Source organism: Amphritea atlantica (assembly GCF_900111095.1).
GTDB classification, from domain to species: Bacteria; Pseudomonadota; Gammaproteobacteria; order Pseudomonadales; family Balneatricaceae; genus Amphritea; species Amphritea atlantica.
Genome location: NZ_FOGB01000016.1, coordinates 18,727 through 33,449 on the forward strand (window position 1 = coordinate 18,727; position 14,723 = coordinate 33,449).

The 14,723-nt window shown below is 52.3% G+C and carries 16 protein-coding genes; 2 read left to right on the plus strand and 14 right to left on the minus strand.

What is annotated here, in order from left to right:
* Positions 1-7 precede the first annotated feature (7 nt).
* The 10 genes from BMY09_RS18855 to ccmA form a co-directional block, all read right to left on the minus strand.
* On the minus strand, positions 8-2,041 hold the full coding sequence (locus tag BMY09_RS18855; RefSeq protein ID WP_091361355.1) for a cell division protein ZipA C-terminal FtsZ-binding domain-containing protein: 2,034 nt from the start codon (positions 2,039-2,041) through the stop codon (positions 8-10).
* A 69-nt stretch (positions 2,042-2,110) separates the two neighbouring features.
* A complete protein-coding gene (gene ccmI, locus BMY09_RS18860) occupies positions 2,111-3,364 on the minus strand; it encodes a c-type cytochrome biogenesis protein CcmI (protein WP_091361358.1) in 1,254 nt (417 codons plus the stop codon).
* Positions 3,361-3,834 carry a cytochrome c-type biogenesis protein gene (locus tag BMY09_RS18865; protein WP_091361361.1) on the minus strand — a complete coding sequence of 158 codons (474 nt, stop codon included), beginning with the start codon at positions 3,832-3,834 and terminating at the stop codon, positions 3,361-3,363. The genes ccmI and BMY09_RS18865 overlap by 4 nt, the downstream gene beginning before the upstream one ends.
* Entirely contained in the window at positions 3,834-4,364 is a 531-nt protein-coding gene (locus tag BMY09_RS18870; RefSeq protein WP_091361363.1) for a DsbE family thiol:disulfide interchange protein, read from the minus strand. Before BMY09_RS18870 ends, BMY09_RS18865 begins: the two co-directional genes overlap by 1 nt.
* 24 nt (positions 4,365-4,388) lie before the next feature.
* Positions 4,389-6,350: a heme lyase CcmF/NrfE family subunit gene (locus tag BMY09_RS18875; RefSeq protein WP_091361365.1), complete on the minus strand. Its 1,962-nt coding sequence runs from the start codon at positions 6,348-6,350 to the stop codon at positions 4,389-4,391.
* Positions 6,351-6,352: 2 nt separating this feature from the next.
* Complete coding sequence (gene ccmE, locus BMY09_RS18880; protein WP_091361367.1) at positions 6,353-6,814, minus strand: cytochrome c maturation protein CcmE; 462 nt, start codon at positions 6,812-6,814, stop codon at positions 6,353-6,355.
* On the minus strand, positions 6,814-6,990 hold the full coding sequence (gene ccmD, locus BMY09_RS18885; protein ID WP_091361369.1) for a heme exporter protein CcmD: 177 nt from the start codon (positions 6,988-6,990) through the stop codon (positions 6,814-6,816). Before ccmD ends, ccmE begins: the two co-directional genes overlap by 1 nt.
* A gap of 10 nt (positions 6,991-7,000) precedes the next feature.
* Positions 7,001-7,753 carry a heme ABC transporter permease gene (locus BMY09_RS18890; RefSeq protein ID WP_091361372.1) on the minus strand — a complete coding sequence of 251 codons (753 nt, stop codon included), beginning with the start codon at positions 7,751-7,753 and terminating at the stop codon, positions 7,001-7,003.
* A gap of 20 nt (positions 7,754-7,773) precedes the next feature.
* Complete coding sequence (ccmB, locus tag BMY09_RS18895; RefSeq protein WP_091361373.1) at positions 7,774-8,463, minus strand: heme exporter protein CcmB; 690 nt, start codon at positions 8,461-8,463, stop codon at positions 7,774-7,776.
* A gap of 35 nt (positions 8,464-8,498) precedes the next feature.
* Positions 8,499-9,137 (minus strand): cytochrome c biogenesis heme-transporting ATPase CcmA, encoded by a 639-nt coding sequence (ccmA, locus tag BMY09_RS18900; protein ID WP_091361375.1) that lies wholly within the window; start codon positions 9,135-9,137, stop codon positions 8,499-8,501.
* A gap of 154 nt (positions 9,138-9,291) precedes the next feature.
* Here ccmA and fliK point away from each other — a divergent pair, with 154 nt between their 5' ends.
* Both fliK and BMY09_RS18910 read left to right on the plus strand, forming a co-directional pair.
* Positions 9,292-10,851 (plus strand): flagellar hook-length control protein FliK, encoded by a 1,560-nt coding sequence (fliK, locus tag BMY09_RS18905; RefSeq protein WP_091361377.1) that lies wholly within the window; start codon positions 9,292-9,294, stop codon positions 10,849-10,851.
* A gap of 12 nt (positions 10,852-10,863) precedes the next feature.
* The gene (locus tag BMY09_RS18910; protein ID WP_091361379.1) at positions 10,864-11,127 is read left to right on the plus strand and encodes an EscU/YscU/HrcU family type III secretion system export apparatus switch protein; all 264 of its coding nucleotides are present in this window, start codon (positions 10,864-10,866) and stop codon (positions 11,125-11,127) included.
* A gap of 21 nt (positions 11,128-11,148) precedes the next feature.
* Here BMY09_RS18910 and BMY09_RS18915 read toward each other — a convergent pair whose 3' ends face one another.
* From BMY09_RS18915 to BMY09_RS18930, 4 genes are read right to left on the minus strand one after another with little or no spacing between them, the layout of a single operon-like run.
* Entirely contained in the window at positions 11,149-11,541 is a 393-nt protein-coding gene (locus tag BMY09_RS18915) for a DUF2802 domain-containing protein (protein WP_091361381.1), read from the minus strand.
* Positions 11,542-11,550: 9 nt separating this feature from the next.
* Entirely contained in the window at positions 11,551-12,969 is a 1,419-nt protein-coding gene (locus BMY09_RS18920; protein ID WP_091361383.1) for a chemotaxis protein CheW, read from the minus strand.
* Positions 12,966-13,742, minus strand: coding sequence for a ParA family protein (locus BMY09_RS18925; protein WP_091361385.1), 777 nt, complete (start codon positions 13,740-13,742; stop codon positions 12,966-12,968). The genes BMY09_RS18920 and BMY09_RS18925 overlap by 4 nt, the downstream gene beginning before the upstream one ends.
* Positions 13,742-14,722 carry a flagellar motor protein MotB gene (locus tag BMY09_RS18930; protein WP_091361387.1) on the minus strand — a complete coding sequence of 327 codons (981 nt, stop codon included), beginning with the start codon at positions 14,720-14,722 and terminating at the stop codon, positions 13,742-13,744. The genes BMY09_RS18925 and BMY09_RS18930 overlap by 1 nt, the downstream gene beginning before the upstream one ends.
* Position 14,723: the final 1 nt, after the last annotated feature.

The following is a 14,723-nucleotide window of genomic DNA, read 5'->3' on the forward strand; positions in this document are numbered from 1 at the left end:
GGAAGGTTCAGGCGGATGTTGTTTTTTTCAATTTACGCATTTCAAACTTACGGATGCGCTCACGATAGTGCTCTTTGGTCTGATCCCGCATGGTGGAGCGATTCTCATCCAGCAAGACCCCATGCAGGTTTTTTGCCACGGCAATCGCGGTTGCCAGCATACACTCGTAAGCATTCATGACATCACGGGGTTCTTCCATCGACATAAAGAAGGTTACTCCCCGGGTTTCCATGCTATCCATGGTATCGATATCAAAATAGCCCGGTTCAAGCGCGTTGGTCATACTGAACTGGATGGCGCCCTTATCAAGGCCATCTTCATAACGGTGAAAGATCTTCATATCGCCATAGCGCATACCGCACGCAAGCAGAATTTGCAGTAGACTCCGACCGGAAAAACCATCCTGCCCCTCAGCAGCAACCACCGAGATCACCAACACTTTATCGGCTTCCGGAATCTTCTGCAGAGACTGACCCTTAATACCAATACTGCTGTCCGGATTATCTGCTGTATTTGCCGGTTTTGCTGCCGTTTTATCTGCTGCCATGGCTGATGGCTGATCGTCGGAGAAACCATCAGCGATCTCCTCAGGTTCATCATCAATAGCGGAGAAACGTTCAGGCTGGGGAGCTGGTTTTGGTTTCAGCGCAGCCTTGACCCTTGCCAGTCCAGACTTTTCAAACGGTGGCTCAGATTCAACCGCCGGCTCATCAATCAGAGAAAATATTGATTCCTGACGCTCCGGCAGATCCATTGCAGTCTGTTGCAGCTGACTATTTTCTTCACGCACCGGACGCATCAGCTCACTCACCGGGCGGGTATAATCAAACTCGTTTTCATCGTCATCATCATCGTTCTCAGCCACAGGGCCTGTTCGAAAGCCTTCAGGCAGGGAGTCGATCAGATCATCATCCTCAGCCGAATATGAGGCGCGGCGCTGAGAGGTCGCAGGGACGGCTTCCCTGTCTGACTCATCAGCGGGAAACAGTTCGACGTTTTCAGGTTGGGCAATTTCAGGTTCTGAGCTCTCTAATTCTGAACTTTCAAACTCCGGGCTTTCAAACTCTGAGCTTTCTATTTCAGCACGTTCTGACTCCCGATTTTCTGAGTCAATGCTGCCTTTTTCAAAGCGGGTTGCGTCAGGACTATCATCTTCAAAGTATTCGGATTCCTGATATGCAAGTTCCTCGGTCTCAGATTCATGGTTATCAGGTACTAAGTGTTCAGGTCTGAACGACTCTGGCTCTGCAGGGGAATAGGCTGTGGCCTCCCCGGACGCTGATCCTGTTTTCGCGTCAGCGTCTCGTTCTTGCTGAGTTACAATATGTTTAACAACCGGTATATCCTCATCCACAGCATCATCTTGTGGCGAAGTATAAGGGGGTTTATCTGCAGGGTGTTCGTTATCCTTCTCAGAAGGCTTCGGAGTGCGAACTACACGTACGGCGGAGATCCCTTCATCCATATCATCAAAGGAGGGACCATCGTGGTGTGGCGGAAAACTGTCGGAAGACGCGAACAAAGGATCATGCTCGTCCTCAGAGAAGGTTGGGCTGATATGCTCTGACCGCTCTTGCGCAGATTTTTTCATCCAGCCGGGTTTGGCGAAGCGCCCCGGAGTAGCCGACGGCTCGGTAGCAGGACTGGAACTAACCGGATTCTGTACAGGTTTATTATGAGAAAGCGGCTTGCGAGCCTCTGTTTTTTCTTGTTCCGCAGCCGAGCGGGCAGCTCTGGGAATCGACAACTCCAGCTCTTCATTTCCCAGCCCTTCATTTCCCAACTCTGCATTACCAAAGACGGGCTCACGGCGTGTATCGGCAGCGCTGTCGGACGCCCGACCAACCACCCTTGCACCACCGCCAGGCAGTTCAGGATTAAATGTCTCTTCAGGCACATCAGGGATATCATTGAACGACTTGTCGATCTTCATCTTCAGCCGGTTACCGCCGCCCCGCATGCGGCGCCAGCCATCCAACACAATCAGGAGAACAACTATCGCGCCACCGATAATCAGCCATTCGCGTAATCCTAATTCCATTGCCAGATATTACCCTTGTTTTAATTTAAATGCGGTCTGCCGATTCTCTATTGTCCTGAATTTGGTCAATCATTCAACTATATGATCAATAGACAGCTCTAATATATCAACTTGGTCATGAACAGCAACAGGAGAAATGGTTCCACTCAAGTCTCCAGGCTGCGGAGTCGGCTGTCCTGAAGCGGATACCCGCGCAGTCACTTCAACCGTTTCAGCGCCAGAAAGCTTAGCCTGTGGGCTCATCGCCATACTGTCATCCAGGACAATGTTGAGTGGCAGGTCAGCAACGGTCACCCGTTTTGCCGCCAGCGGCATTCTGCCTCCCACCGGACGGGCAAAGATAAACACTGTCATATCCGGCGTTACCCGGCTTTTCAGCTCAGGACTCAGACTAACCGCCAGCTGGATTTTCACCTCGGCGAGCTCCGGCAGATCGGGCACAGTCTCTCCTGCAGCAATCAGTTTATCCCGGGCAGAGATAATTCCTGATTTCAGCGAATCTGCCTGTTCAGTGCTGGCGTTAGTCAATGCTTTACGCCAGAACTCCATCGCAGCACGATAGTCTTCAGATTCGTAAGATTCGATTCCCAGCAACCCCAGCGCGGTCACATCAAACGGGTCCAGCGACAGGGTTTTATCAACCTCACTACGGATCTGCTGATTCATTTTGCCACTGTTTGCGAAGAACAGCGCCTGTGCATACTGGCCATTCACTCCAGCATACTGTGGGGCATCTTCCGGCAGGTATTTAAGCGCCTTGCCATAGCCATCAGCGGCGGCAGAAAAGTTCTGCATACTCATAAAAGTATTCGCCAACAGGTACCAGCCCTCTGGGTTTTCAGGTTCCTCTTTAAGGCGCTCCTGCAACGCAGTGATCGCTTCTTCAACGGTTGGCTTGCGGCCATTAAATGGATCTGCAGGCCGGTTCATTGCCACAGCGAGATCGCCGGAACGGCCATACTGGCTGTAAATCGCCAGCCCCATTGCTGGTATCAGTGCAGCCAGCAGAAAGGCGGTAATGATCGACTGACGGGTAATGCGTACTGGCTTACTGGAAGAGGCAACCGTATCGTCAACATCCTGTAGCAGGTTACGCTCCAGCTCCAGCTTCAGAAAATCATAGTTTTCCTGATCGAGACTACCTGCAGACCGTTCAGCATCCAGCTCTGCAAGACGTTCCTGATAAATATTGATATTCAGCTCACGACGATCAACATCGGGCTGGACAGCATCCTCAACCTGACGTCCCCGATAAACCGGCACTAAAACAAATGCCACTGCCAGAAGTGATAGCAGTGCGATTCCTAACCATAACGCCGTCATTTATTCTGTTCCTGTTTGAGTATCTGATCGAGTCGCTGTTTCTCGGCATCGCTTAAATTGCCGTCTGGTTTGCCCGGTTCAGTTTTCTTACGCTTGCCACTGATCAGTAAAACCACGATAACACCGATCAACAATAATGCTGCGGGTCCATACCAAAGCAGATAGGTTTGCTCTGACATCCGGGGACGGTAGAGCACAAACTCACCGTAACGGGTCACCATAAAATCGATTACCTGTTCATCATCCGCGCCGTTTTCCAGCATCCGGTAGAGTTCATCCCGCAGATCCTTGGCGATAGGTGAATTAGAATCGGCAATATTCTGGTTCTGGCATTTAGGACAACGTAGTTCAGTGGATAATGACTGAAACCGTTCCCGGGTCGCATCATCTTTAAACTGGTAGGTATCAATCGCGGCACTCGCCAAACTGCTGAAGCTGAGTAAAACCACTAACAAAACCTGACGAACCATCAGTTCACCTCCAGCTGCTTCATTTTCTGCCGCAGCTCACCCCAAACACGCTGATCAATCGCCCCAACATGTTTGTAACGAATGATCCCCTGGGCATCCAGCAGGAAGGTTTCCGGCGCGCCATAAACCCCCAGATTGAGTCCCAGATGACCGTCAGGGTCATAGATATTCAGGGCATAGGGGTTCATATACTTATCCAGCCAGATCTTAGCCTTAGCCCGGTCGTCCTTGTAATTAACCCCATAGATGGTGACTCCCTCATCCCGTGCCATGCGGTTTAGCTGGGCATGTTCCTGCTTACAGGTCGGGCACCAGGTGGCCCATACATTGAGTAACGCCGGACGCCCCTTCAGGTCAGCTGCCGTGATAGTTTTCTGCTCGTCCAGCAGTGCCGACAGACTGAACTCTGGCACCGGCTTACCGATCAGCGGTGAAGGGAGGGTTTTGGTGTCTTTTCCGATGCCATTCCAGAGAAACAACCCCAGAGCGACAAACAAAACCAGCGGCAAAATAACAATTAATCGACGCATCATTATACCTATCGAAACACTTAATCAGGCGGCTGCCCGGGCGGCATCCCGCCGGGCCTGTTTACGGTAACGGGGGTCTGTGGCAGCCAGCAGGCCACCGGCAGTCATCAGCAGACCACCCAGCCAGAGCCACCGGACAAAGGGTTTATGCTGTACCCGCACGGCCCATGCGCCGTTTTCCAGCGGCTCCCCCAGTGCAACATAAAGATCGCGGAACAGTCCGGGATCAATATCGGCCTCCGTCATCACATTACCCCGGGCCGGGTAGAAACGTTTTTCCGGTCGCAGCTCACCATACAGTTTGCCGTTAAAACTCACCCGGATAACGCCCATATCTGAGCTGTAGTTTGGCCCCTGCTTCTTCTGAGCACCTAAAAACTCAAACTGATAGTTACTGAAGCTCAGCACATCACCGGGCGCCATCCGCAGATCACGCTCCTCATTGTAGATGCTCACCATCAGCGCCCCTACGACCGCAACCGCAATACCGGTGTGCGCCAGAATCATACCAAAGTAACTTCGGGACATACCGGAAACCGCAGCTTTAACGCTGCTTCGACCGGCCACTTTTTTCCAGAAGTCCCTGATGCTGCTGAAGACTACCCAGAACACCAGCGCCATCACACCCGCAACGGTCAGGTTAAATTCCTTAGCGTAAAGATACTGCACCAGCAAACCGGCAATGACACTGATAACCGCAGGCAGCCACAGCTGTTTCAACAGAAACGCCACTGACGTTTCCCGCCAGCGCGCAGCGACACCCAGGCCCAGAGCCCCCAGAATCAGCAGCATCAGCGGAATAAACAGGGAGTTAAAGTAGGGAGGACCAACCGAGATCTTACCCCAGCCCATCGCATCTACGATAAGAGGGTATATTGTTCCCAGCAGTACCATCATCGCTGAAACCACCAGCAGAATATTGTTCAGCAGCAGCAATGATTCCCGCGATAGCAGCGCAAAACTGGATTCGCTTTTCACGTTCCCTGCTTTGACCGCATAGAGGATCAGAGAGCCGCCAATGGTGATCGCCAGCAGTGCCAGAATAAAGTAGCCGCGATCCGGATCAGAGGCGAACGCATGTACCGATGTCAGCACCCCGGAACGAACCAGGAAGGTCCCCAGCAGACTCAGGGAGAAGGCAAAAATCGCCAGTAACACGGTCCAGCTTTTAAACACGCCACGTTTTTCGGTGACAGCCAGTGAGTGAACCAGTGCAGTCCCCACCAGCCAGGGCATAAAGGAAGCGTTTTCAACCGGATCCCAGAACCACCAGCCACCCCAGCCAAGTTCATAGTATGCCCACCAACTACCTAACGAGATACCCAGCGTCAGAAACGCCCAGGCAATATTGGTCCATGGCCGCGACCAGCGCGCCCAGGCGGAATCCAGACGTCCGGTCAGCAGCGCAGCGATCGCAAAGGCAAAAGCAACCGAAAACCCTACGTAGCCCATATACAGCATTGGTGGGTGAATAATCAGGCCGATATCCTGCAGTAGTGGGTTAAGGTCGCCACCTTCGGAGGGAAACTGCGGCAGGTGACGATCAAACGGACTGGAGGTCAGCAGAGTAAACAGGATAAATCCCACAGCCACAATCCCCATCACCGCTAACACCCGGGAGACAATCTCCACTGGCAGGTTCTGGCTTTTAAAGGCAACCGCCACGGTCCAGCCACTGAGGATAACAACCCAGAGCAACAAGGACCCCTCATGACCACCCCAGATCGCACTTATCTTATAATACCAGGGCAATAGGGTGTTTGAGTTGGTGGCAACATAAGCCACCGAAAAGTCATCCACAACGAAGGAGTACCCCAGACAGGTAATACTGATCGCCAGAAAGAAAAACATCCCTATCGACAACGGCCGGGCATAGTTCATCAACAGGGTATTGCCGACAGATGCCCCTACCATCGGTACAACTGCCAGCAGTAAAGAGATACACAACGCCATAATCAGCGCATATTGACCCAACTCTGGAATCATAATTATTCAGCTCCTGCAGCGCGCATCTGTTCAGGCATTTTACCGGCCTTTTTAAGCGCCTCGGCAACTTCCGGAGGCATGTAGTTCTCGTCGTGCTTGGCCAGCACTTCAACCGCTTCAAACACCCCTTGGTTGTTCATCGCGCCCTGCGCAACAATTCCTTGCCCTTCGCGGAAAAGGTCAGGCAGGATACCGGTGAAGGTGACGGTTACCTTATTAGCAAAGTCGGTCATATCAAAGGTGACCTGCAGGCTCTCGGGGTCTCGTTTCACACTCCCCTCAACCACCATTCCTCCGGCCCGGATACGGGTGCCTTCCGGCGCTTTATGCTCAACAATATCGGTTGGCGAGTAAAACAGGTTAATATTCTGCTTCAGGGCATACATCACCAGTCCCACCGCAATCGCGGCACCAAAGACGATGAAAAGTACGATAATAAGTCGCTGTTTACGTTTCGGATTCATTAGCTCTGTTTCTCCCTGCGCAGGCGACGGGCCTGTTCTGTAAAGATGTGACGCTTGTACATCAGCGGGTTGACAATATTTATCACAATCACAACCAGAGCGATCGCATAACTGAGCCAGACATAGAGGCCGTGCCCCCCCATATCGATAAATTCGGCAAATGATTCAAAACTCAAAATAATACCCTCAACCAGCTATCAGGTCGCGCACCCAACTGCTGCGACGCTCACGCTGAATAATTTCGTTACGCAGCCGCAGCATCATCGCTACAGCAAAGAAACAGTAAAAACCGATCACCATCACCAGCAACGGCACCCACATCTCTGCAGGCATCGCCGGGCGTTCGGTCAGTTTAAAGGTGGCAGGCTGGTGGAGCGTATTCCACCAGTCCACGGAGTATTTGATAATCGGGATATTCACCAGTCCTACCAGCGCCAGTACCGCAGTTGACTGAGCCGCCGTGCGCTCACTCTCGATGGCGGAATTCAGGGCAATAATACCCAGATAGAGGAAGAACAGAATCAACATTGAGGTCAGCCGGGCATCCCAGACCCACCAGGAGCCCCAGGTAGGCTTACCCCAGATGGCACCAGTTGCCAGAGATAACACCGCAATCGATGCGCCAATCGGGGCACAACACTTAGCGACCATGTCTGCAACTTTCATTTTCCATATCAGACCGATCGCACCAGCAACCGCCATCAGCATATAGCATGACTGCGCCAGAATAGAGGACGGTACATGAATATAGATTATCCGGAAGCTATTGCCCTGCTGGTAGTCGGCTGGCGCAAACGCCAGTGCCCAGACAGTCCCCGTCACTAACAGCAGTATTGCTGCAATGACAAACAACGGTAGCAGTTTGCCGGTAATTTCGTAACACCAGCGGGGAGAAGCCAGTTGATAAAACCAACGTGGCATCCACTTCTTATCAGCCATATTTCAACCTTATCGGGGTATTACCCACTTACACTAATTCTTAATGCGGCACCAATTGCCAGCGGCGCCATCACCAACCCAAGCGAGAGCATCGCTCCCAGAATGGCCAAATACCCCCCCAAGGGTAACCCCGTCACTGCGCCCTGCACCGCAGCACTGCCGAAAATCAGCACCGGAATATAGAGCGGTAACACCAGCAGGGAGATTAATACACCTCCCTTGCGCAACCCAACGGTCAGAGCAGCACCGATGGCGCCAACCAGACTCAGGGTTGGTGTACCCAGCAGCAGACTCAGAACCAGCCCCCACATACCGTCTCCAGGTAAAAAAAGCATAACTCCCAATACCGGCGCCAGTAATGTTAACGGTAAACCAGTGAGCATCCAGTGCGCCAGTACTTTCGCCAGCACCACCAGATAGAGTGGCTGTGGACTGAGTAAAATCTGTTCCAGCGTTCCATCCTCAAAATCAGAACGGAACATACTGTCCATCGACAAAAGCGTCGCCAGTAATGCAGCAACCCACACCACACCAGGTGCCACATCAGCAAGGAAGGTTGGATCCGGGCTTACCCCCAGTGGAAACAGCGTTGCGACCATCAGGAAGAAAATCAGCGGATTGACCAGATCACTTTTACGTCGATAAGAAAGTAACAGATCTCTCTTCAACGCCCCCCAGAAAGGGCCATCAACCTTGTATACATGGACCATCGACTCTTCTGTCGATTGGTTAGGCACACTATCGTTCATAAAGTTCCCGCTAATTGATCAAGATTAAGCCTGCGGATCTTATCCCCCATTGCCAGCTCATGATGGGTCGTCAGAATAACGGTCCCTCCCTCCTGAGCATGGGTAGTAATCAGCGCTTCTTTCTCCGCAACCCCGCGTTTGTCAATCGCAGTAAAGGGCTCATCCAAAATCCATAACCGCGCCCGGCTAAGATAGAGCCGTGCCAGGCTGACACGGCGATTCTGACCGGCTGAAAGCGTATGACAAGGTACATCTTCATAACCCTTCAAGCCTACTTTAACGAGTGCATAATCCAGTTTAGTCAGATCCATCTCCGGGTGCAGAGACGCATACCACTGCAGATTTTCTCGCGGCGTGAGCACCGCTTTGACACCCGGCTGATGTCCAAAATAGAGCAACGACTCGCGATACGCCTGAGCGCAGTTATCCAGATGTTCGCCCTGCCAGTAGATGTCGCCTTCAAAATGACGCGACAAACCGCTGAGAATGCGTAACAGCGTGGTTTTACCACTGCCGTTCTGCCCCTCAATCTGGATCACCTCACCAGCGTTGACCTCGAAGCAGAGACCTTCAAACAGCACACGCTCATCCCGTTCGCAGAACAGATTGTCGATTTTCAGTCTTGGTGTAGACAACTGGACACCCTCAATAAAGCAAAACAGGCAAAGTCGCCTTTATAATTAGCAATACCCGCCGAAAGCAAGGCATTATATACAAAATAAACAGCCGAAGTGCATTACTCGGCCAAAAGAACTATATCCACTCTGAAACTGTGCAGGAAAACCGACAGTGCTGAATCCACTGAGCATACAAAATCTGCAGAACAGCGCCGGAAAACCGCTTTCGGCAGCAGAGCTTGTGCGCACCCTGCCCCTGAATACGCCAACTCCAATAACGATCCGTCAGGTCAGTGCGGATCCGACCCAGCCAAACCAGTTCAAATTACAGGTGCAACTTGGCACTCAGCTATACCAGCTAAGGGGAAATCAACCACTGCCCCCAGGCAGTTCGGCGACATTAACCCGCACCGCAGCGGGACAACTACTGCTGAGCAGTATTGCCAGCCAGCCCACGACTCAGACTCAGACACTTAATCAACCAGCCACCACTCAGTCCCAGCCGATACAACAGAGTGGTGCCACAACCCCGCCTGGTAACAACCAGACCATCGCCCCTGATCAGCCCCCGGTGGTGCAGATTAAAGGCCGCACGCAGCAGGGTCCACAGGAACCGCGTAGCCAACAACCGCAGCCTCCGGGGACGTCAACAGCTCAGTCACCACAACCGCCGACAGCGACTGTCCCTGCCCGTTCAATACCGGGACTGAACCGATTACTGCCACTAAATCAGCCGGTGCTGGCCAATATTTCTGTAGCGATCAGAACCGGAAGCGGCGAGGGGAATCTGATTGCCAGTATGAATGGCCGGACACTGCCCCTCACCCTGCAACAACCGCCCCCTTTTGATGGCAAGGTACTCCTGATCAGAACCGCCACTGATCAGGTGCAGATACATCCGTTAACATCGCCGCTACAAAATCAGAATCTGAACCGCAGTATCACCGATGCATTACGCTATGTCTTACCGGCGCAACAGCCTGTGGCTGATAGTCTGATAAAGCTGCAGCAGCTAAACAATAGCGCCGGCGGTGAGAAAAGCCCGATAAACAGTATTATCAGTTCATTGATCAACCTGTTTGGGGTCAAGACGGAATCTGCCGCTGCGGGGCAGTCCGGCATCCAGCAAAACCTGCTAAATGGAGGTCTGTTCACTGAGCGTAACCTCGCCGATCCCCGCAGTCAGATCCCTGCCGGAGAGATGAAGCATCAACTGAATCAGCTTTTACGCCAGGCAGACAGGTTACCGGAACAGGCGCGGCAGCAGTTGCATGAACTGGTGAAAGGACTGTTGAACCGGGTGACCGGTAACCAACTGGAAAGTATTCAGAATACCCGCATCAACAGCGATGGTGGTCTGGAACGTTATTTTGCCCTTGATCTGCCAGTCAGAAATGGGGAGCGACTGGATAATGTTGAACTGAAAATATCGGAACACCGCAAACAACTTTCTGAAGATGAATGGCAACGACTCTGGCGGGTCAGGCTCCACTTCGATCTTGAGGAGCAGGGCAGCGTTGATGCGGAACTGGTACTGGAACAGGAACATCAGATTACGGCGCATTTCTGGTGCAGCCTCGCAGCAACCGCCGAACAACTGAACGATAAATTACCGGACTTCAATCGCCAGTTACACCTGCAGGGGTATAGTATCAACTCAATCCATTGCAGCGAGGGCACCGCCCCCAAACCGGTCAATCAGGTGGAACAGCTCATCGATGTGGTCACTTGAAACGGAGTAGATGTGAACAAAAAAACAGATGAGTATCAGAAGGCGATCGCCCTGAATTATGATCATCAGGGTGCACCAAAGGTAACCGCCAAAGGACAGGGGGTTATCGCTGAACAGATTATCCGGCTGGCCCGGGAACATGACGTGCATATCCACGAAAGCCCGGAACTGGTGGAGGTTTTATTGCGTCTGGAGCTGGGTGATGAGATACCGGAAAGTCTCTATCGCGCCATTGCAGAGATCATCGCCTTCACATACAAGCTTAAAAACAGCTAGCCTTAAGAGAGATACCGCTGATCAGTTGCGACGATCCGGTGCAGCAATCTCTTTATGCAACAGAGCCATCAGCTCTGCTTCAGGGCGCCCGATACCACAATTCTTAACCAGGTCATCGACATCGGCCCCCATCTCCATTAACCGGGCGGCCTGATTGTAAGCCAGCACGCCCGGATCACGGTTAGCCAGTTCCTCTTGTTTTTCAGCGGTGATATTGAGCTTATTTTCCACATCCATCAGGCGGTGACCCATACCGATAGAGCTACTGGTGAGCGCCTGAATCTCATTGCGCAGCACATTGATCAGCGCTTCATACTGTCGCTGATGCTGTTGTAACTGACGACGGGCGTGGACTGAGTAGCCAATCGATACACATGAAACGATGGCAACCACCGCCAGAGCTAACCAGATCATCATATCTCCTTACGAGTCCAGGGCTGTATTCAGTCCATGCAGCAACGCCGGAATATTGACGACAGCACACTGATACTTCATACAGGTACCCAGCAGCCAGGGTCGGCTTTGAGGATTTTTATTCCAGGTGATGAGATCCGGGGCGATCTCCTGAGCACCAATCATGGTATCAATTGTCACCGCCCAGCAAACATCCCTGAACTTAACCAGCTCGGTATAGGCCGCTTTATCCGGTTCATACCGTTCGGGGATAATCCACATGCCGGTATCCACAACCCGAACCAACTTACCCGATTCTTCATAGTTACCCAGAATCCAGTCAGCGTCAGCACTCAACTCAAGATTCATAGCACTGAGATCATGCGCCCTCTGCAGATATTTAACCGGCAGAGCCAGTTTCACACCGTACATCTTAACCAATAAGCACTGCAGAGGCTCAGAATCCACTTCAACCACGGGTTCTGGCGCAGGCTCTGGTTCTGACGCAGGTTCTGGTTCTGACGCAAGTTCTGGTTCTGGCGCAGGTTCTGGTTCTGACGCAAGTTCTGGTTCTGGCGCAGGTTCTGGTTCTGACGCAAGTTCTGGTTCTGACGCAAGTTCTGGTTCTGACGCAGGTTCTGGTTCTGGCGCAGGTTCTGGTTCTGACGCAAGTTCTGGTTCTGACGCAAGTTCTGGTTCTGACGCAGGCTCCGGTTCTGGCGCAGATTCTGGTTCTGGCGCAGGCTCCGGTTCTGGAGCAAGTTCTGGTTCTGGCGCAGGTTCTGGTTCTGGCGCAGGCTCCGGTTCTGACGCAGGTTCTGGTTCTGACGCAGGTTCTGGTTCTGGTGCAGGCTCCGGTTCTGGCGCAGGTTCTGGCGCAGAAGGCTCTTCAATCGCTGCATATTCAGGCAGCACAGACTGATCCGACTCAACAACATCCTGAACAGTCTCTATCAGACTGTCTGCCACAGGATTAATTGCTGCCTCAGACAGGAGATCATCTGAATGCTCTGGGGCCTGTTTTACATTGGAGGTAGGATAGACAAGCTCGGGGGCCAGTTCCGCTGCAGTCTCTGTAGCAGGTTCAGTCTGTTGTTCAGTTGTCATTCCGGTATCAGTATCAGGTACCGAGGGATAAACAGCTCCGGGGGCCAATTCAATCGCAGTTTGCGATGCTGACTCTGAGTCAGGCTCCGACTTTTCAGCGGCGATATGATCCGACTGAATATCCAGCGATATTTCCAGATCATCCAGATCAACCTCTTCCAGCTCCGGGCCCGCTTTTGGCAGCTCTGATGCAACCAACGGCGTTTCAATCAGGTCGTCGGATTGTTCTTCCGACAGCGCCAGCTCGGCTTCAATACTGAATGGAGACTGGTCATCCTTCAATAACGCATCAAGGTACTCTTTTACCAACTGCTGTTGCCGGTTCAATTGCTCTTCACTCATCCTCTGCTCCGCTCCGCCAGACCGCGTAAAATGCGGATATATGCCTGCACACCCGGCATCGTCAGATCCATCTCTGATGGGGTTATGCCTTTAGCACTGGCAGTAATAAACTTACTGTCCACAGGCACCACCGATGCTGCAATATTTTCAGCAAAGCGCTGATGCAACTCCCGCAAACAGCTGACTGAGGCTGGAACTGTGCGATCATAGAACGTTGGAATCAGGGTATAGGTCAACTGACGTTTTCTTGCCCGGTTGATCATCGTAATGGTGCGCAACATTCGTTCCAGCCCTTTCAACGCCAGAAACTCTGTCTGTACCGGCACCAAAAGATGACCGCAAGCGGCCAGTGCGTTGATCATCAGCACCCCCAGCACCGGCGGACTATCGATCACCACATAGTCATAGCGATCTTTTACCAGCCGTAAAGCCTTTGCAACCTGCAGCCCCATCCCTTCCTGTCCTACCGACTTACGCTCCAGCGTGGCCAGTGCAGTGGTGGCCGGAATCAGATCGATACCTCTGTTTGAAGTCGGCATCAGTAACGGTTCCAGCAGTTTCATGTCCACTTCACTGCCGGGCTGAAACAGATCATAGACGCTGTTTTCCAGCTCATCCGGATCATACTTAAAATAGCTGGTCATCGAACCGTGGGGATCGAGATCCACCAGTAACACGCGCTGCCCCGCATCAGCCAACAAACCGGCCAGTGAGACTGCGGTTGTGGTTTTGCCCACTCCACCTTTCTGATTGGCTACCGCCCATACCTGCATTACTGCGGTGACTCCTGTGTCTGCGGAGAGAAGCTCTCCGGTGACGTTAATGTTTCTGTATCCAGAGGCTGAGTCGCCTCTTTACGGCGAAAGGTTACCCGCCCCTGTTCATCTTTAACCGGCTCAATCGCCGACTCGGGCAAACCACTTTCCGTCAGAATACCTCTGATGGCATCTTCACTGACCTGTTCACTACCAAACGCTGACACGACCCTTTGTGTCTTACGATCCCGGGTAACCACAATCACAATTCGGCGGTTAACCCGCCGACCACTCTCCGTGTCGTTATCGGCAAGCGGCTGATACTCGCCAAAACCAACGGCCGCCATACGCTGGGGTTTCACGCCATTCATCTCCAGAATACGTACAACACCCGCAGCCCGCGCCGCAGATAGTTCCCAGTTTGAGGGATACTGATCTGAAGAGATAAACTGATTATCGGTATATCCCTCTACATGGATCGGATTGTCGTACTGTTTGAGTATTTTAGCCACCCGCTCAAAGACCGGATCTGTTGTGATTGCCGGTAGTGCGCCGCCTTCAGGGTATACAAGGTTAGCCCCCAGTTCCAGTGCGACCCAGAGGTTATTACTCTGCACGGCGACATTGCCACTACTGATCAGTTTTTTAAACTGCATCTGCATCTGCTCGCCAATCGCTTTCAATGCCGCACTGTTTTCCGGTTTTGGCGGGATAATTTTTACTGTCGGGTTTTCCTTGCTGGACTCCCCACCCTGAAAAATACCGATTCCTGCAGGATCGCTGTCAGACTTACCACCAATCGGAGGATGTAAAGCCCCATCCTGACCGGAGAATATCCCGGCAAATGATTCGGTGACCTGCCGGTATTTCTCCTCATTGACCGAAGAGATCGCATACAGGACAACAAAAAAAGCGAATAACAGGGTAATGAAGTCGGCATAGGAGATGACCCAGCGCTGCGAATGCAGATCCTGTTCTTCTACTCTGCGTCTTGACACT

Bases quoted from the DNA above. Each gene is read 5' to 3' on its own strand.
- BMY09_RS18855 (WP_091361355.1), bottom strand. From the start codon at position 2,041: ATGGAATTAGGATTACGCGAATGGCTGATTATCGGTGGCGCGATAGTT.
- ccmI (WP_091361358.1), bottom strand. From the start codon at position 3,364: ATGACGGCGTTATGGTTAGGAATCGCACTGCTATCACTTCTGGCAGTG.
- BMY09_RS18865 (WP_091361361.1), bottom strand. From the start codon at position 3,834: ATGGTTCGTCAGGTTTTGTTAGTGGTTTTACTCAGCTTCAGCAGTTTG.
- BMY09_RS18870 (WP_091361363.1), bottom strand. From the start codon at position 4,364: ATGCGTCGATTAATTGTTATTTTGCCGCTGGTTTTGTTTGTCGCTCTG.
- BMY09_RS18875 (WP_091361365.1), bottom strand. From the start codon at position 6,350: ATGATTCCAGAGTTGGGTCAATATGCGCTGATTATGGCGTTGTGTATC.
- ccmE (WP_091361367.1), bottom strand. From the start codon at position 6,814: ATGAATCCGAAACGTAAACAGCGACTTATTATCGTACTTTTCATCGTC.
- BMY09_RS18890 (WP_091361372.1), bottom strand. From the start codon at position 7,753: ATGGCTGATAAGAAGTGGATGCCACGTTGGTTTTATCAACTGGCTTCT.
- ccmB (WP_091361373.1), bottom strand. From the start codon at position 8,463: ATGGTCCATGTATACAAGGTTGATGGCCCTTTCTGGGGGGCGTTGAAG.
- BMY09_RS18915 (WP_091361381.1), bottom strand. From the start codon at position 11,541: ATGATCTGGTTAGCTCTGGCGGTGGTTGCCATCGTTTCATGTGTATCG.
- BMY09_RS18920 (WP_091361383.1), bottom strand. From the start codon at position 12,969: ATGAGTGAAGAGCAATTGAACCGGCAACAGCAGTTGGTAAAAGAGTAC.
- BMY09_RS18925 (WP_091361385.1), bottom strand. From the start codon at position 13,742: ATGCAGGTATGGGCGGTAGCCAATCAGAAAGGTGGAGTGGGCAAAACC.